Below are 19216 nucleotides of genomic sequence, written 5' to 3'. Positions count from 1 at the left end.
GTATATGTTCCAGGACGTAGGATAACCTTGGCTAAGTGCTTGGCTGGGAGCCCGCGTCTCACTCCTGATGGTCCCGCAGGATCTCCAGCCATTTGCCGAATTGCGCCTTCAGGCTGGCTGACAGCGCATCGATCTCCAGCATGCGGGACAACCCGCGTTCATCCTTCCGCCCATCCTTCATCATTCGAAGCACGTCCAGCACCGTGATGCAGGAAGCATGGGACTCAAGCTGAGCGACCACGGAATCGGCATGGACGTCCCCTTCCTCCAGGACTCGAAAGTAAAACCCGCTGTATCCCGTATTCAATACTCTTGCCGGCATGTCTTTAACGCCATGCTTTTGCGACAGCTTAAAGCAGGGATATCGAGGCTGGCTGACCTGCACCACCGCGTCGCCTATCCGGTATACATCCCCGATGCAAACCTGATCCTCCAGCATCCCCCGCAGCGTCAGGTTTTCGCCAAATGCAGCATACTCCATCTGTTTGCCCAAGGACTGTTCCCAATAGGGATAATGCTCAGAAGGATACGCGCACACCGCCTTATCCACGCCGCCGTGATGGACGAGATCGGCCTGACCATCCCCTTGGAAATTCAACGCACTTAGGAATAAGGGGCCTTCCACAGGCTGCTTATAAATTCCGGTAGACAGGTCCTTTCCCTGGTAATCAACCGTTACAGGCTTTCCCACATTCAGCGATACAATGCCCATGGTCATGGAAAATAACCTCCGCCTTCTTTTCTTTTCATCTACTATATGCAATAGCGTGTACCCTTGTCCAGAAGCCGTTTTAAGTGGCGGGCCAAATAACATAAGGCCAACCAGAAATCCCTGATTGACCTTAACATACGAAACAGCCCGGCAAGCTGCCGGACTGTTCAACCCTATGACTCCTCTCTGCCGCACGTTAACCGGCCTAGAGGGATATCATGATGCGATCATGATAAGAAGCAGCACATTAAGATATCATCGACGTAACGTCCATCCACGTAAAACTCCTGAATCAGCCTGCCCTCTTCCTGAAACCCGCAGTTCCTGTAAAAAGAGAATGCGCCCGGATTGCTGGACAGCACCCGCAGCCTCAGCTTCGAAATGCCTTCCACGCGCGCCATATCCTTCACGGCTTCAATCAGCCGCTGCCCGATGCCCTGCCGTTGATAGGCAGGGTGAACCGCGATGTTCAGCTCCAGCACGTGACGATTACTGCGAAGGCTTGTGGGCGACCGGAATCCGATGTAACCGCACAATTCTCCCTCATGCAGCGCCACGAGCTGTGTGCCTGGCGGACAATGCAGAAGATACTGATCTCTTGAGGTCCACTCCAATGGGGCAGGGGCCGTATTGCGATCCCATACCAGTTCGTCGAGTTCCATGAGTGCAGCAGCATCCTTCATCTCGGAGAACCGGATGGTCAATGTCTCTTGACGGGTCTTCATCGCTATCCCTCACTTTGATAACCATTCTCTCTATTATATCAGACCGGTTTGCTTCTTGCAGACGAGGTTCACGGGTTAGGAATTATTGTTCATGAATAGAGGTGTAAATATCCACGACACAGCCGGTGTCGCCCTCTCCGGCCAATCGTTTGAAATCCGCACCCGCAATACGAACGCCGCCTGCGCGGTATCGGTTCCGGATAGCATCCACTGCCACATCCTGCCCGTTAATCGTGATACGGGTCTGCTCGGCGCGAACCACGTGATAAATGAACGTTACCGCTATCCCCGCATAGTTGAATTGGAACTCCAGGCCATCCAGCGTCTTCGGCAGGACCGGATCAATCACCAGGTCTCCTCCCGCTTCGCGAATGCCAAGCGCATTGGAGATCAGCTGGTTCATGTAGATCCCCGGACCGCTGGAATAAATCCGCCAGCCGCCTTTGACAGGCACGCGTCCGCTGCGCAGCGCATCAAACGATTCCTGCGCTTCATAACGCGTGTTGAACTTCCCGTCCGAGCTGCTGAAATACGCATTGCTCTGACGCAGTTCCGCATTCGGCACAACCTCGGTAATGCCGATCGGGTTGATGCGCTCCAGCCCGCTCCAAACCTCGCTGTTCTTGCCGAGCTTTGCCATCGCCTCCACATAACGGATGTGCGCATGCACATATTGAAGGCCAACCTCCCGGCCAAAATTCGCCGCCTGCTCCGCCCGCTTAAAGTGCGTACTGACGCCGCCGGCATATACGGCCGGGCGGTTCATCAATCTCACGCCGTCCGGACAGAACAGCTGCTCACGGATAATTTCATAATGGCTTGCTGCCTGCTCCGGCGTCAGCAGCTCGCTGATCATGCTGCGCGTCATCGGAAGCAGCCGGTACTGGATTCCCGTTTCCTCATCGGACGGATGCAGCAGAAATCTGCTTTGCTCCTTGCTCTCCATATAGACAAAGCCCGGAATGACTTCGGAGTTCAAGATATACGTATTGAAATCCCGCTGAATTCCTTCCGCGAGTTCCCCCATGGCATCGGACATCACTTGGTCCACACCCTCCATAACGCGGGAGAACTGGTTCAAGGTCTGATAGGTCAATGCCACCGTCCAGCTGCTGACCATGAACTGCTTCAGCTGCGCGTTAGCCGGCTGAAGCGTATCGTCCCAGTCCCCGTCTCCATATGAAGACAGATAGGTGTCATGCAGGAAATGATTTTGGATATAGGCCATTTGCTTCTTCACATGCTCAAGCACGGTATACGTCTGCTCCGTAAAATCAAAGCTGTGTTTTCTTGTGTAAGGAACAACCGACTCCAATATGCTGTAATCATGCGTGACGGCCAAGTAATCGCCCAGCACCTTAAGCGGCCATACGATAATATCGCCGTGGCTCTCTTCCTGCTGAATATGAGCATATTGATCAAACATGAACCATTGCGGCCAATTTCCGTCATCCTCATACTGGTGGGAATACACTTCAAGCAGGATCTCGCGTACCTGCTCGTATTTATGCGTAGCCATGAAATATTCGACAGGCCCTTGGCATACATCGCGCGTTCCCCACGCTGCGCCGCCGTATTGTTCCAGGCCGTGCGGTACCGAATAGTGAACGAGCATGTTATGCGTATACCACCAGGCCAGCGCATTTACCTTGAACAAGCCGTCTTCCTGCCCATTCTGCCGGCTCAGATGAAACCCGTTCATGACGGACGCATAGAATGAGCGGTAGCTTGCAATCTCTTCATCGGCTTCCCGCGCCGCTAGCGGAGCGCTCGCTGCATCAAGGCTGCCTTGTACCGTCATGGTCCATTCCGTACTCTCGCCAAGCTCAAGTACCGTTAGGGAGGCACTGCCGGGCGCGATATGGCTTGCCAGACAAGTTTCGTCCTTAACCTGCATATCGGCTCCCGTCACGCCAAGACGATAATGCAGTTCCTTGTACACGGAAGCGCTGAGCGATGCCGAATCGGCACGGAAAGTCAGAATGCCGTCTTCCTGAACCATATGATATGGCACTTCATATTCATTGACATCCATCGTGATCTGCATGGTGACCAGATAACGATAAGCCCTTCCGCTCTCGGAACGGACTTGAAGCGTAACCTCCGGAGCCGCGGCAGACGTGAAATTGGTGATGATCAGCATGTCGCTTTCGGTCTTATAATACCACCGTACATAGTTAAAGCCGATCTCGAACACGGACGGCATCGTCAACAGGCGGTACTCTCCATCCATCTCGACATAAATCCGCTGTCCGGATGTCTTAGGCACGTTCAGTGCGTTTCGCGCATGACTCATCATTTTGTTAAAGTTCGTGTTCCCCGTCACCAGCTGGGAATTAAACACGCCGTACATGTAAGAGGTTGTCGTGATGACAGGACTGCCCAGCCTTACATTGTTGCCGCTCATCAAAATATGGCCGTGCGGACGCTCTACGCGGAGCTCCTTCTCCTTCATGACGATATGCTCATAAGTATCCGTGAAGAACGAGAGCAGTTCTTCCCCGTCACGCTCCTCTTGGCGGCGTACAGGGTACAAAGCGTTCAGCTCGTCTTCCGTCAGCGGCAATGTGCGCAAAGGTTCCCCGAAGCGCTCGGATCGTTCGATCCGGGGCAGCGAATTGCCCGTCTCCGTCAAGCGGCGCGCTTCAACCTGCTGCCACGCAGCCTGCAGCTCATCCTGGAATTCAAGCGTTGTGACCGCATCCGGATGATTCTCCTTAAACAAGCCGTAAAATACGAACCGTGCCGTGCCATTCAGCGTTACGCGAGGGGACTGCAGGGCGGTATAGGCAAACTCATATTGATAGACCTCATTCGGCAGGCGCTCCTTGGATAAAGCCTCAGCCCGGTTCGTCTCTTTATAAGAAAGACCAAAGAACTGAAAGCCATCCGTTGCATACCCGACGGCAGAAGTCAGCGCTCCTTGTTGAAGATAAGGGAATACGCCTCCCTGCGGCTGATTTTGACGGGAGCATACGACATACCCCAGATCTTCCTTCTCGAACACAGCATGGTCGATGTATTGGGACAGATAGGCTTCATTGTTTCGAACGGCGCCCGGATGGGCGATGCCGATATCCTGCCCATACACGACGTCGGCTTGAATTCCTTTCCCCTGGAGCTCGACGTCCCAGAACCATGCGCCGGTATCCGTTGGGGTAAACAGAACCTTATAATCCACTCCCTTGACGCTGCCTTCCCATATCACCCGGTTATCCGCATGAGTGACCGCGCTGTTAGAGTGTACCCCGAGCATAGGAACGGCCTCGATGCCGCTTTCGGTATGGATTCTCAGAAACAAATTGTTGAGGGCGCCATCAATCGAATTGGAGAGCAGCTGATTGATCATCGTCGTACCGTAAGTGGCTTGATAAAGATCACCGCTAGGCAAAAAGGAAAACGTCAATTCTCCCGCCTGGAGTACAACTTTTGCATCGTTCATTACATGATTGGCTGTCACAAGTTTCACTTCCTATTCTGCGTAAATGATGTGAGTCGTGTTATTTCCGAAGCCGAAAACGTCTGGTCTCCGTGTCCCGGCTGTTCTTTCCGACCATGATGTCGAACTCGCCCGCATCGCTGGTGAAAGACAAATCCGAGTGATGATAGCGAAGCTGTTCTTCGGTCAGCGTAAACGTGATTTCCTGGCGTTCGCCCGGCTGCAGCAGCACCTTGCGGAAAGCCTTCAGCTCCCTAACAGGTCTAACGACCTCACCGGATCGGTCTCGGACGTACAGCTGAACGACTTCTTCACCAGCCCTGTCGCCGGTATTCGTTACCGAAACTGTGATTTCTAGCGGGTGATCCGGGGACATTTCTTCCGCCGACAGGCTCATGCTCCCATAGAGAAAATCCGTATAACTGAGGCCGAATCCAAACGGAAGCAGCGGCTCATTCGGAATGTCCAGATATTGCGATACATAGCGTTCCTGCGCATCCGGCGCATCCTTTGGCCGCCCGGTATTATAATGGTTGTAGTATACAGGCACCTGTCCGACGGAGTAAGGGAACGACATGCTCAGACGTCCGGAAGGGTTCAGCTCCCCCATAAGCAGTGCAGCTACGGCCGCTCCGCCTTCACTTCCCGGGAACCAGGCTTCCAGTACGGCATCGACCTCATCCAGCACGCCGTGCAGATCCAGCGGGCGCCCGTTGAACAATACGGCAACCATCGGCTTCTCCAGCGTTTTCAAATGCCGAATCAGCTCGAGCTGCGGCTGCGGCAGGGTTATAAACGCACGGCTGCCCGCTTCTCCGCTCATCTCGGAATCCTCGCCCAGCGCCAGCACGATCACGTCGGATGCCTTCGCAGCCTTCACCGCCTCATCCAGCTGCTGTCCGGTCATAGCGCTCACGCTGCAGCCCTCGGCTACCGTCAGCGCGCCGGAAGGCAGCTTGGCGTGCAGTCCCTGTTCCAGGGTTACCGCATCTTCCTTGGAGCCTGTCCATGACCATGGCCCAAGAATATCACCGCTGGTGGCGAACGGACCGATCAATGCCACATGCTGCTCACCGCGAAGCGGCAGTAGCGAGTTGTTTTTCAGAAGAACGCAGGATTTCGCCGCGGCCTCCCGGGCTGCCTGGCGGTGTTCTTCGCAGAACACAATCTCCTGCTCCGCCTGTGGATCGGCTCCCCGCACAGGGCGGTCGAACAGTCCAAGGCGCTTTTTCAATGACAGAATACGCAGCACCGCTTCATCAATCTGGCTCTCGTCTACCCGGCCTTCTCGTACCATGTCCGGTAAATGATGAACGTAGCTGGACGTCATCATCTCGATGTCCACGCCCGCTTCGATGGCTCTTAACGCTGCCTCCGCCTCGTCCTCCGCTACCCCGTGAGGGATCAGTTCTTTGACCGCCCCCCAATCGGAGATCAGCACGCCGTCAAAGCCCCATTCGCGGCGCAGCAAATCGCGCATCAGCCGTTTATTGCCCGTAGCCGGTATGCCATCCACGGTATTAAAGGCGGTCATGACCATCTCGACCCCCTCATCCAGCGCAGCCTTATATGCAGGCAAGTAATATTCCCGCAGCTGACGCTCGGACATGTCCACCGTATTGTAATCGCGGCCGCCTTCGCCTGCTCCATACGCGGCAAAGTGCTTAACGCAAGCGGCCAGCCGGTTGAGATCCCCGCTCAGGTCATCCCCTTGGAAACCTCTGACAAAGGCTCTGGCAAATTCACTGTTTAAATAAGGATCTTCACCGGTCGACTCCATCACCCGTCCCCAGCGGGGATCGCGCACCAGGTCCACCATCGGTGCAAAAGTCACATGCAGGCCGGATACCGCGGCTTCGCGCGCAGCGATTTCCGCACTCCGCTCCGCGAGGCTAGGGTCCCACGAGCTCCCCATGGCGAGCGGCACCGGGAAGATCGTTTTAAAGCCGTGAACGATATCGGCCATCATCAGCAGTGGAATTTTCAATCGATTTTTACGCAAATGTGCCTCTTGGACGGCTATCACTTCCTCCGCACCCGCCAAACCCAGCACGGAGCCGGCATTACTTACGATGTCATCGGTGATGCCAAGCGATTCCATCGGTCCTGTAATCTGCCCCGATTCTTGACCACCTTCGAAAAAAGGGACGGCCAGTTGTATAAGCTGCGCAATTTTTTCCTCCAGCGTCATCTGCTCTACCAGAGAAAGTAGTTGTTGATCTGCCATTTCCCATCCTCCTTTGTCATTGCCATTCACTTTATCGTTAATTCGAAACGTTTTGATTTTCTGAAATCAATCATTATTTGTTATATGATCATATATTCCATAAAGGTTTTTGCTTACTAATCAACCATTTAAAAAACGATGAAATCAGCGCTAATTCGTGCATCTAATCGAAACGTTTCAATAGATGCGGACAAAAAATTCAGGGCAGGGGCAGCCAATCCAGCACACGCTGAATTTTGCGATCCCAATATCCCCATTCATGACCACCGGGTTCTTCCTCATAGGTGATGTGAAGCCCCAGGCTGTCCGCATATCGTCTAAAGGTTTGGTTATCGTTATACAAAAAATCTTCTGTCCCGCAGCACTGGTACAACATCGGTTTATCCCCTGTATATGCCGCGAATTCCGTGGCCAAAAACAACAAATCGTCCCGGCTCCCCCGTAAACCGTCGATATGGCCGAAGAGGGTTCGAATTTCTTGCTCCTGAAAGCCCGGTCCTGCAGCACGACTGGCGAGATCCAGCCCACCCGACAGGCTTGCGCCTGCCGCATAACGATCCGGATAACTCATGGCCAGCTTGAACGCTCCGTAACCCCCCATCGAAATTCCGGCGACAAAGGTATCTTCCCTTCGTCCGGACACCGGAAAAAAGGATAGAACGAGCTGTGGAAGCTCCTCGCTCAGGAAGGTAAAGTAAGGCAAGCCGTTTGCCATGTCCATATAATAGCTTCGTCCGACTCCCGGCATCACGAGCGCGATGCCTTTATTCTCGGCGTATCGTTCGATGGACGACCTGCGCATCCATTCGGTCTGATCCGCTCCTCGGCCGTGAAGCAAATAAAGCACCGGCAGTTTCGAAGAAGAACCGTACGGCATCAAAGCGGCTTGCGGTAGAAAAACCTCGATGCCTGTAGACAGTTTCAGTGTTTCGGAATAAAAATTACACGTGATCCATGCCAAGTTCCTCATCTCCAATCCGGTCCGTTAATTCTCTACTTTGCTCTTTCCTGCAGATGCCCGTTCCATCATCTCGGTCGTCAGCATATAAGACTGCTTCACGGATTCACCGCCCAATATTTGAAACAGCAAATGGGCTGCAAGCGATCCCGCCTCGCTCTTAGGCTGCTTGATGGTGGTTAGCGGCGGATTCACGTATTCGGCTAATTGAATATCGTCATATCCGATGACGGATACATCATCAGGCACCGATATGCCGCTCTCCTCAAAAGCCTTCAATCCTCCGATGGCCATCTCGTCGTTGCCGTAGAACACCGCCGACGGGAGCGCCCCCTGCATAATCATCATCTTGGTCGCATTGTAACCGCCCTCGCGCACGAAGTTTCCGCTGAGACGCCATTTCGACTGTTCCTCCAGCCCTGCCTCGGCAAGTGCCCGTAAATACCCCTGATAACGCAAATGGTTATCGTACGAATCCGGCGAGCCGCTGATGTATGCCACATGCCGATGGCCGTTCTCAAGCAGATAACGGGTGGCCGTGTATCCTCCTTGTTCCCCATCGACCAGCACATTGACCAGGTATTCGCTGCACAATGGACGATCCATCACGACAATCGGAAATTGGGGACCCGAGGTCTCGATCAGAACTTCATCCCGGATGTTAGGTGCAAGTATGATGGCACCGTCCGCCCTTTTCTCTCTCAGAAATTTAACCGCCGTTGAATCTCTGCCACCCATCGAACTGCAGGCGATCAGATCATATCCGTTGGTTAAAGCGACTTCCTGTACGCTTCGGATCAGCTCAGAATAATAAGGCCCGGATAGATCCGTCAGAATAAGAGCGATTGTCTTGGTGCGGCTCCGCTTCAAATCCATGGCAAATCCGTTCTTCCGATAATTCAACTGCCTTGCTGCATCGAGCACCTTTGATCTTGTCTTGGAACTCACTCTGCTGTCGCCGCTTAACGCGTATGAAGCCGTTGACAAGGCGACTCCAGCGAGCTTTGCCACATCCTTTATCGTTGCCATTTCCTTTCGCCCCTTCTACTACTTAAAAAACTCTATCTATTTTATTTCATGCCAGAGATCGTATATCCTTCAATAATATGTTTTTGGAAGAAAGAAAATACGATGATAATCGGAACAACCATAAATGCAGCGCCTGCCATCTGGAGGCCGAAATCAGATCCGTGCTGCCCTTTCAGAAGCTGCAGACCCACCGAAAGCGTATAAAGCTTTTGATCGTTTGCCATAATGAGAGGCCACAGGAAGCTGTTCCAGGCGCCAATGAACGCCAAGATTCCCTGTACAGCAAACACGGGTTTCGTGATCGGAACGATCAGTTGGAAGAAGATCCGCAGTTCCCCTGCTCCATCAAGCCTCGATGCTTCAATCAGATCCGTTGGGATGGTGGACATAAACTGTCGGAATAGAAAAATACCGAAAGCCCCGACCAAGCCAGGCAGCACAATGCCTGCCATCGTGTTGGTCAAGCCCATTGCATTGATCAGCAGATATACAGGGATCATGGTAACTTGCCCCGGAATCATCATCGTTGCCAGCACCAGATAGAAAAGCTTCTTATTGCCGGGGAACTCGTATTTAGCGAATGCATATCCTGCAAGCGCATTGAGGAACAGACCGACAAAAGACCAGAACACAATGATAAGCGTATTTTTCAGGTATACGATAAAATCCAGCTTCGTAAATAAATCCACATAATTTTCAATCGTAAATTCTTTCGGTAATAACGTCGGCGGAACCGCCGTAAATTCATTTTCCGGCTTGAATGAGGACGTGATCATCCATATAAACGGAATCATCATCAGCAGTCCCCCTGCAATGAGCAGCACCGTCATGACTGTTTTCTCAATTCTTTTAGCTGCCATACCCTGAGCCTCCTTCAGTTACGATACGAAAACATTAGCTTGAACCTGAACCTTAATATTCGACATCTTTCTTCTTGACTGCGAATTGTACGACCGTTACAGCGATAATGATGATGAAGAGCACAAACGATCCTGCAGCCGCATAACCAAAATTGCTCAGCTGGAAGCCATTGTTATAAATAAAGAGAGCCATCGACATCGTGGAATTAAGCGGGCCGCCCTTGGTCATAACCAGCGGCTCTTCGAAGAATTGAATCCAGCCGATCAGCGTCGTAATGGTGACAAAGAATGTCGCAAAGCTAAGCAGCGGAACCGTGATATACAACAGTTTCTTCCACTTGCTCGCACCATCGATCTCCGCTGCTTCATAATAGGAGCGTGGAATGCCCTGCAGCGCAGCAAGGAAAATGATCATATTGAGTCCGATGGATTTCCATACGGCCAGCAGAATCAGCGATAGCTTGGCTAGTGCCGGATCTGTCAGCCACTGCTGAGCCGGAACCCCGAACCAGGACAATATATGGTTAAAGAGGCCATAGTGGCTGTTATACAAGTAACCCCAAACAACCGCGACCGCTACAATATTCGTAATGGAAGGCATATAATACACGACGCGGAATGTCTTAAACAACCATCCCGTGCCATAGTTAAGCAGCAATGCAGCGCCCATGGCAAGCATTACGACAAGCGGAACTCCGATAATAACATAGAACATGGTGTTAAACATGGATTTCAGAAAGACCGGATCTTTAAATACATTCATAAAATTATCGAAGCCAACGCCTTCAATGTTTGAATAATTAGCGAGACCAGCAAGGTCAATATCCGTGAAGCTGATGACAAGCGCAATGATGATCGGAATGATTGAGAACGTCAGAAGCAGGACCAGTGCGGGCGCAATAAACATATAAGGATACTTATATTGGTTAAAGCGCTTGATAAAGTTCTGCAATGTCATTCACCTCCTGCAAGTGTGGGTTTCCTCAATTAGAGAATAACGCTCTTTGGAAGCAGTCAGGCTTGTTTCATCCTTCGGAGAAACAAGCCGGGCTGCGTTAAGACGCACTCTTTATTTTTTGTTTAGAATTTCAGTAGCTTTCTGATTCAACAGATCCATTTCTGCTTTGATGTCAGCTCCGCCAAGGGTAATTTTCTCAAATGCCGCAATGGCTTCTTGGGAGATAGCATCCCACTCCTTAATGAACGGAACAGGCTTAGCGCTTTCGAGCTGTTTTCCGAAGGTAGCAAAAATCGGATCTTCAAAGCGTTGGTCTTCCCATGCACTCTTAACAGCAGGCAGGTTTTTGGCCACATCATAGTTGGTCAGCTGCGATTCTTTTTCACTCATGAAGGATATGAATTTAACGGCTTCATCTGCATTTTCGGTTGTGTTGAATACCGACATGTTCGCTCCGCCGAGGAACGATGCATTGTTTTCTTTAGCTGGAAGTGTCGTCGTAGCCCATTTGCCTTCAATCTCAGGCGCTTTGTCTTTAACGCCCTGAATCATCCAAGGACCGCTGATAAACATCGGGAATTGCCCGTCTTTAAATGCGGCAAACAGATCCAAATCGCTGGCAAGCGGCGTCATACCCGTATCGTAGAAGCTCTTCAGGTATTCCATAGCTCCCATGAATTCCGGCTCGTTAAAATGCGGGATCCGGTTCTCATCGATCATATCGCTTCCATTCTGCCAAGCAAACATGGACAGATAGTTCATGTCTTTAGCATCAATGGTGATTGCGTAATTGCCGTCTCCTCTAGCTGCCAGTTTCTTGCCGGCATCCTTCATTTCATCCCAAGTCTTAGGACCTTCCGGATAGCCTACTTCAGCCAGAATGTCCGTACGGTAGAACAGTACGCGCGTTTCCACATACCATGGGATGCTGACAACCTTGTCATCATAACTCATGGTTTGCACAGCGCCGTCAAAATAGTTTTCTTGCTTCAAGTTTGGATACTGCTCAAGATAAGGCGTCAGATCGAGCAAAGCTCCAGCCTGAGCAAATTCCGGAATCCAGGTTGTTCCCATTTGTACGACGTCCGGGCCGCTTTTGGATGCAACCGCTGTAAGCAGCTTGTCATGGGCACTGCCCCAAGGAATCAATTGAACGCTTACCTTAACGCCTGGATTCTTCGCTTCATATTCCTTGATCAAGGTTTCGTCTGATGTGTCACCCATCAACCAAACTTTCAGCTCTTTCTTGCCCTCGCCGCCTGCGCTGCCTCCGTCTGCTTTCTCAGACCCGCCCGAACATCCGGCTAATACGACGGAGAACATCAGCAATGCTGCCAACGTCCACAATATTGATTTTTTTCTCATTCTACATTCACCCCGTTTTTAATGTTTACCACCATGCGAAACGTAATGCAAAACCGAATTGAAAGCACTTACTTCGAAACGTTTCGATTTTATTCGAAAAAAATAAAGACGCCGGATAAAGGTTGTTTCTATAATCCTACTGTCTCTTCATTCCCCCTATAAAGCACCTTTCCATGGTCATCCTAGGGATAAACATGCTCTTGTGTATTCATAATAAAAAGATTGCTTGCTTGATATCTTCAAAAAACGCATTCTGTTTTGAAACGTTTCGACAAGTTCATTATAGCTCCCTCTGAGAGCGATTTCAATATCCTTTTTATTTTTTTGTAAGGCGTTTCTTTGACAAGGGGTGTAAGGCTTGAACCGCGGACAAAAAAGCAGCAAGCTCCGAAGTAGGCCTGCTGCTTCATCCTATACCTGGAATTATTTCAGCTTTTAAAAACTTGGGCTAGGCGTTAAGGTGACCTGCATTCTTGTCATGACCGTCATGATGCAGCGGGATGTGCTTACTAAGCCGGGCATGTACCGCAAATGACAGAAATGACAACACGGCAACACCTGCAGCCAACCATGCCACCGGCGTCAACCCGCCGCCGTCATACATCGTTCCCATCGCATATGGCCCAATCACCCGGCCCGCGGCACCCAAGCCGCCTGTCACGCCGATATAGAACGGAGCGGCTTGTCCTGCGCGATCCGAGATAAAAGCCGGGATCGCAGGCGAAATCAACATCTCGCCCAATGTGGCCAGCACCATTGCGAGAATCATGCCTGGATAACTGTGCACCGTCACGATGACGACATAAGCTGCCAGATAGAACAAAGCGCTTGCCGTCATCTGACTGCTCTCTGTACGGGCCGCCCAGCGCTTAATGGCATTCGTGACCGGCTGCGCGGCAAAAATCAAGATCCCGTTCAGCGTCCATAAATAACCGTATGCCGTCTTGGACATTCCCTCCGAGATGATAAATGGAGACACCCCTGTGTTCCAGATGGAATTACCGAACCACAGGAAGAGGGAACCCAATCCCATAAAGAGATAGATTCGGGTGTTCCCGAGCAATGCCCAAGCCCCGGGGCCCGCCGGCAGCGGACTCTTAGGCTGCGGATGATGGGCTCCTTGCGATACGCCCGTTCCCCCCAGCTTCGTCAAGTAGGACAGGAAGAAAATCGCAAATCCGAAGGACGTGACACCGTTTAAGATAAAACTTAAATGATAGGATATCTCCGCCAGGAAACCGCTCATGGCCGTTCCCAAGGCTACGCCGATATTATTCGCGACATAGATGACATTAAACAGTTCTCCCCGCCGATCGGCAAACCGGAAGCCGATAAATGCCTGAATGGCCGGCATCGATACCGCGTTACAGAATCCGATGAAACCCATCACCGCGATGAACAAACCCCAAAGTCCATTGATGAACGGAAGGGTGAACAACCCGAGGGCATTCAGCAGCAGCGAGCCCACAATGAGCTTTTTCACCCCGACCCGGTGATACAGCGCGCCGCCAAGGAGTTGACCGGCGATCCCCCCCATCGACTGAATCAGAATGACAAAGCCTGCATCCTTCATGCTGCGTCCCAGTTCATCGAATACATACATCGTTGTCAGCGGCCACATCAAGGACCCGCCTGCCGAGGCAACGAGACTTGCAACAAGAAAACCTTTTACTTCCTTAGGGTACTGCTCCAACCATTTCATGTTTATTATCTCCCAGCAGCCTCGTTAGCAGTATATTTACGCATATAACCTAAAATAGCCCCACAAAGTGGAGCCAACGCTCCGATGCTTATTCCAAATACTTTGCGGGGACCCCAAAAAACTTTATAAATTCTAATATGTTAAAAAAAAAGCCCATGCGGGCTTTTTCTAATTCTTCTTGAATAAAGAGGCGAACGCCATCTTTTTGATGCTCCAATAATTAAGAATGAACATTGCTTGTCATTTCTTATCGCCCAAATCCTAGTATCGCTTGATAGATCCATTGTTAGCAAGCACACTCATTGACGCTTTACCATAACAGCGAATGCCGGGCCGCTGCTGCCATATCGGCCCTTCCCTAACGAATCTCGGGCGCTCACTCCATTTGCCGGCTGCAAGCAACGAGCCCCTTCTTTTAAACACGTTCGGAAGAAGGGCAGCTCGTCGAGGTATATCAAGCATTAATGTCGCTTCACCTCTACCACCGTTGAGAAGAAGGTAGCGCCTTCGCCCATATCCGACAACCTGTCGGGCGTAAGGGCATTGGCGCGCTGCTTCCTGCCTTCCCCTTCCCACCACAAGCCTTGGCTGACCACGGTGCCAGGCAGCATTTTATCCGTCACCTTGGCCCGGACTTCGTAAGTACCGCGGTCGTTATACACCGTAACCATGTCGCCGTCCTCTACACCGCGTTCCTCTGCATCCTCCGGATGGATCTGCAAGGCAGGCTCCTTCTCCAGCTTCTGGTGCTTATCCACATTCGCAAAGGTCGAATTCAGGAAGTTGTGGTTCGGCGGCGAAATGAACATGAGCGGGTATTTGTGCCCGCGACCGCGCCTTACGCCGTCATATCCTTCCTTCAAAGGCACGTAGGTTGGAAGAGGCGGAAGACCTGCTTGCTCCAACTGCGCGGAGTAAAGCTCGATCCGGCCCGATGGCGTCGGCAAACGATCCAGATATGCTTCAAGCGGTGTCATGTCAAGCTTCACATGGCGGTGTTCCTTTAGCTTGTCCAGCGTGACGCCGTTCAGATAAGGGTTGTCCGGGAAGTCGAGCGCTCTTGCCATCATCTCCTCTTCCGTCTCGCGGAAGGCAGTGTCGGTGAAACCCATGGCCCGGCCCAGCAAGGAGAACAGCTCCACGTTGCTCTTGCTCTCCCCGAGCGCCGGAATGACCGGCTCCTGCAGCTGGATGTACTGATGCCAGTAAGAAGCGAACAGATCCGTATTCTCAAATGAGGAGGTTGCCGGAAGCACGATATCCGCATACTTGGCTGTATCCGTCATGAACAGATCATGTACGACGGTAAACAGATCCTCCCTTGCAAACCCTTCGCGTACCCGCCCGGTGTCAGGAGCGACCACCAGCGGATTGCTGCAATAGACAAAGACCGACTTAATCGGCTGTTCGGTCATGGCAAGCGCCTCGCCGATCCGGTTCATGTTAATGGTCCGGGCATTCGGATTCGGCCGGAGATCCGGACGCTCCAATGCATCGCTATCCATGCTGTTGTAGCCGCCATTCGACTTGGCAGCCCCTCCGCCCCGCTTCAGCCATTGTCCGGTCAACGCGGGAAGCGCAGCGATGCTGCGCACCGTCAAGCCGCCATTGTCGTGATGCTGAAGACCGTTACCGATATGAATATAGGAAGTATCCGCCCGGCCGTACAGTTCGGCCAGCTTCTCGATATCCCCTGCTGGGATGCCGGTAATGGAGGATACATGCTCCGGCGTATAGTCTTTGACATGCTCACGCAAGGCTTCATGCCCGTGCGTATACTGCCGGAGGAACTCCTCGTTCACCATGCCGTCACGGAACATGATGTGCATGAGGCCGACGGCCAGTGCCGCATCCGTGCCCGGAAACAACGGAATGAACCAATCCGACCATTGCCCCGTTTGGTTCTTATGAACATCGATCACAACGACCTTGGCACCGGCCTTGCGCGCTTTCTCCGCCAGCACGACCTGGTGCATATTGGTGCTGACGATGTTGCCGCCCCAGACGATGATGACATCGGCATGAACGGTATCCTCCGGGACGGTTCCTCCATTAAACCCCATGACGGATTTCCAACCCTCATTGCCTGCGGAATTGCAGATCGACTGCTTCAGGCGGCTGGCGCCCAGCCTGTTGAAGAATCTCCGATCCATGCCGTCCACGCTCAATATCCCCATGTTGCCGTAGAAGCTGTAAGGCAGGATGCTCTCAGAGCCATGCTCCTCGATCAGCTTCTTGTAGCGCCCGGTAATCTCTTGAATCGCTTCATCCCAGCTGATTCGCTCGAAAGCCCCCTCGCCCTTGGGCCCTACCCTCCGCAGCGGATAAAGCACGCGCTCCGGATGATACACCCGATGTGCCATATTGCGGACTTTATTACAGATGGCTCCCTGCGTAATCGGATGATCCGGATTGCCGGTAACCTTCACGATTTTTCCGTTCTCTTTATGCAGCAGCAGGCCGCAAGTATCGGGACAATCCAACGGACATACCGCCGGAAACACGCCATTTTCCTGATGTATCATCGCTTGAGTCATTTCGTTCATTCCCCCTTGTACACGCTGAATCATATCCCCTTATCTTAAAAGAAAATCAGGGCTCCAGTAAAGTCTTACATTTTTTTCTGCAGCGGGTGATTCACTCTACTTCACTCCGGGTATATTCCTATCAAGAGCAACGAAGAGGAACCCAGACCCTTTCTCTTCCTTGCCGAATCATGGACCACTCCCAAAAAATTCGCCATGCCAATGTCTCCTCCCCCGAGACCGGCATGGCGAATTTGTTTGTATTGGCGTTCTATCGCATCACATTCGAGCTACCTGCAACTTACATATCATAGAAAGTCATGATTTCTGTAGCAAACCTGCAAAAAACAAAGCCTGTCAAAGCCACATAATTATGTAAGCGCTTATCTGTCATTTTTTATAAATAATTCTGCTTTATTTTTCGTTGGAGGGTGTTTTACAAAAGATTTGAGCAGGCGTAATATACTATTCAGCTTCGATATCATTCTTCATATTCACATGATATTCGCTTAATTTCCAATTTGGAAAGCGGGGGAACCACACGTATGGATGGATACCTATAGGATCTGTCAACCATACTATGGGGTGAATCCTGATGCAGCGCGAACGTACGCCGCGACTATTATCAGGTAGGGCGACTCTCACCGCCCGAATCCGACAGCTAACCTCGTCAGCGTTGATTGGGAGGGTTGTGAACTTGTGATCAAACACAGGGTTCTAACCTGTGTTTTTTGTTTGCCAAAATCCAGCATAGGAATGGTGACCGTTCGTATGTCCAGCCTATGAAACACACCGATTGAAGTCCATTCAGTCAGCTTCCATCATGAACGTAATCTTAATCGGCGGTGAAAAACCATGTTATCTTCAATCAAGCGATTCCTCATTGGAAGACCGCTTAAATCAACGGAATTGGGCGAGCAAAAGCTGAACAAAACCAAAGCGCTGGCCATCCTTTCATCCGACGCCTTGTCGTCCGTGGCTTATGGACCTGAACAAATTCTGATCGTCTTGATGACCGTTGGCGCAGCTGCCTATTGGTATTCCATACCGATTGCCGTCGGGGTCCTGGTCTTATTGCTGGCACTTATCCTATCGTACAGACAGATTATTTTCTCATATCCGCATGGCGGCGGAGCCTACGTGGTTTCCAAAAGAAATTTAGGCATGTATCCGGGACTGGTTGCCGGCGGCTCCCTGCTGGTCGACTATATCCTGACGGTTGCGGTCAGCGTATCGGCGGGGACGGACGCGATCACGTCGGCTTTTCCGGAACTGCACGCCTACAATCTGCCCATCTCCATCGTGTTCGTTCTGTGTTTGACCGTACTCAATTTAAGAGGGGTCACGGAGTCGGCCTCCATATTGGCCTATCCGGTTTACTTGTTTGTACTCGCGTTGTTTATCCTGATTGGCGTCGGAGTATTCAATATCGCTACAGGCCATGCATCTCCGGATCTGCATACGCCGATCGGCACGCCTGTCGCCGGGCTAAGCTTATTCCTGCTCCTGCGGGCATTCGCCTCGGGCAGCTCTGCCCTGACCGGCGTTGAGGCCATTTCCAACGCCATCCCGAATTTCAAAGATCCTGCTCCGAATAATGCGGCCAAAACCTTGGTGGCGATGGGATCCTTGCTGGCCCTGTTATTTTCGGGCATCGTATTCCTGGCCTATTACTATGGGGTTAGCCCCAGCGAGCAAGTCACTGTCGTTTCCCAGATTGCCGAGCATACCTTCGGACGAAACTTTCTGTATTACTTCATCCAAGGAACAACGGCCCTCATTCTGATTCTGGCCGCCAACACGGGATATTCCGCTTTCCCGCTGCTTGCCGTTAATCTGGCGAAGGATAAATTCATTCCCCGAATGTTCACCGTCCGGGGAGACCGTCTGGGATATTCAAACGGAATCATCATACTGGGTTTTCTCTCGATTCTGTTGCTGCTCGCTTTCGAAGGCAAAACCGAGCATCTGATTCCGCTGTACGCCGTCGGCGTGTTTATCCCTTTTACCCTCTCCCAAACGGGGATGATGGTGAAGTGGATTCGCGAAAAGCCCGAAGGATGGATTGTCAAACTGATCATAAATACCACCGGCGCATGCATCAGCTTTATCGTGACGATGATTTTCTTTTTCACGAAATTCGCCCAAGTGTGGACCGTCTTGATTTTCCTGCCGCTGATCATTTGGATCTTCACCCGAATCCATAAACATTACGAGGCCGTAGCAGACCAGCTGCGAATTACGACCTGTGAGCCTGTTAAGCCGATTGAGGGAAATGTTATTATTCTGCCTGTGGCGGGAATCACCCATGTGGTGGAGAACTCGCTGAATTATGCCAAATCGCTGGGAGCAGGCCAAATTATCGCGGTGTACGTGCCGTTCGAACGGGATGACGAGGCGGCCTTTCAGGAAAAATGGAAGAAATGGCAGCCGGACATCCGGCTGGTGACCCTGCATTCGCCTTATCGGAGCATCATTCAGCCGCTGACCAAATTCATCGATACCGTGCAGCGGAAGGCTAGCGAATCCGACTACCAGGTTACCGTTGTCATCCCGCAGTTCATCCCCAAGAAGGGCTGGCATAACTTCCTGCACAATCAGTCCAGCTTGCTCATTCGCGCACATTTACTCTATCGGAGAGATGTGATTATCACCACGGTACCTTACCATTTAAAAAAATAGCGGGTTTATTCCTTCTGCGAATTATACAAGGAAT

Annotated in this window: 12 protein-coding genes and 1 riboswitch; of the genes, 1 reads left to right on the top strand and 11 read right to left on the bottom strand. The window is 51.6% G+C overall.

Going from position 1 to position 19216, the window contains the following annotated elements; genetic code table 11:
• Nucleotides 1-58: 58 nt before the first annotated feature.
• The 11 genes from ACETK5_RS29605 to ACETK5_RS29555 all read right to left on the bottom strand — a co-directional run bounded on the left by ACETK5_RS29605 (nt 59) and on the right by ACETK5_RS29555 (nt 16512).
• Nucleotides 59-718: an MOSC domain-containing protein gene (locus tag ACETK5_RS29605; RefSeq protein WP_394059472.1), complete on the bottom strand. Its 660-nt coding sequence runs from the start codon at nt 716-718 to the stop codon at nt 59-61.
• 221 nt (nt 719-939) lie between these two features.
• Nucleotides 940-1437, bottom strand: coding sequence for a GNAT family N-acetyltransferase (locus ACETK5_RS29600; RefSeq protein WP_100540987.1), 498 nt, complete (start codon nt 1435-1437; stop codon nt 940-942).
• A gap of 82 nt (nt 1438-1519) precedes the next feature.
• On the bottom strand, nt 1520-4879 hold the full coding sequence (locus ACETK5_RS29595; protein ID WP_394059469.1) for a GH36-type glycosyl hydrolase domain-containing protein: 3360 nt from the start codon (nt 4877-4879) through the stop codon (nt 1520-1522).
• A gap of 58 nt (nt 4880-4937) precedes the next feature.
• Nucleotides 4938-7103, bottom strand: a complete 2166-nt coding sequence (gene bglX, locus ACETK5_RS29590) for a beta-glucosidase BglX (RefSeq protein WP_394059467.1) — start codon at nt 7101-7103, stop codon at nt 4938-4940.
• Between the two features lie 199 nt (nt 7104-7302).
• Complete coding sequence (locus ACETK5_RS29585; protein ID WP_326110976.1) at nt 7303-8064, bottom strand: alpha/beta hydrolase; 762 nt, start codon at nt 8062-8064, stop codon at nt 7303-7305.
• Between the two features lie 24 nt (nt 8065-8088).
• Entirely contained in the window at nt 8089-9090 is a 1002-nt protein-coding gene (locus ACETK5_RS29580) for a LacI family DNA-binding transcriptional regulator (protein WP_394059464.1), read from the bottom strand.
• 41 nt (nt 9091-9131) lie between these two features.
• A complete protein-coding gene (locus ACETK5_RS29575) occupies nt 9132-9950 on the bottom strand; it encodes a carbohydrate ABC transporter permease (protein ID WP_100540992.1) in 819 nt (272 codons plus the stop codon).
• A gap of 52 nt (nt 9951-10002) precedes the next feature.
• Complete coding sequence (locus ACETK5_RS29570) at nt 10003-10908, bottom strand: carbohydrate ABC transporter permease (RefSeq protein WP_207797550.1); 906 nt, start codon at nt 10906-10908, stop codon at nt 10003-10005.
• 111 nt (nt 10909-11019) lie between these two features.
• Nucleotides 11020-12273 (bottom strand): sugar ABC transporter substrate-binding protein, encoded by a 1254-nt coding sequence (locus ACETK5_RS29565; RefSeq protein ID WP_394059461.1) that lies wholly within the window; start codon nt 12271-12273, stop codon nt 11020-11022.
• A gap of 448 nt (nt 12274-12721) precedes the next feature.
• On the bottom strand, nt 12722-13975 hold the full coding sequence (locus tag ACETK5_RS29560) for an MFS transporter (protein ID WP_394059459.1): 1254 nt from the start codon (nt 13973-13975) through the stop codon (nt 12722-12724).
• 461 nt (nt 13976-14436) lie between these two features.
• Nucleotides 14437-16512 (bottom strand): molybdopterin-containing oxidoreductase family protein, encoded by a 2076-nt coding sequence (locus ACETK5_RS29555; RefSeq protein ID WP_394059457.1) that lies wholly within the window; start codon nt 16510-16512, stop codon nt 14437-14439.
• Nucleotides 16513-16996: 484 nt separating this feature from the next.
• Nucleotides 16997-17192: riboswitch (cyclic di-AMP (ydaO/yuaA leader) on the top strand.
• A gap of 163 nt (nt 17193-17355) precedes the next feature.
• Here ACETK5_RS29555 and ACETK5_RS29550 point away from each other — a divergent pair.
• Nucleotides 17356-19182, top strand: coding sequence for an APC family permease (locus ACETK5_RS29550; protein WP_394059455.1), 1827 nt, complete (start codon nt 17356-17358; stop codon nt 19180-19182).
• Nucleotides 19183-19216 lie beyond the last annotated feature (34 nt).

Source organism: Paenibacillus ilasis (assembly GCF_043195395.1).
GTDB lineage: Bacteria > Bacillota > Bacilli > Paenibacillales > Paenibacillaceae > Paenibacillus_AQ > Paenibacillus_AQ lautus.
This window is presented reverse-complemented; position numbering and strand designations above follow the sequence as displayed.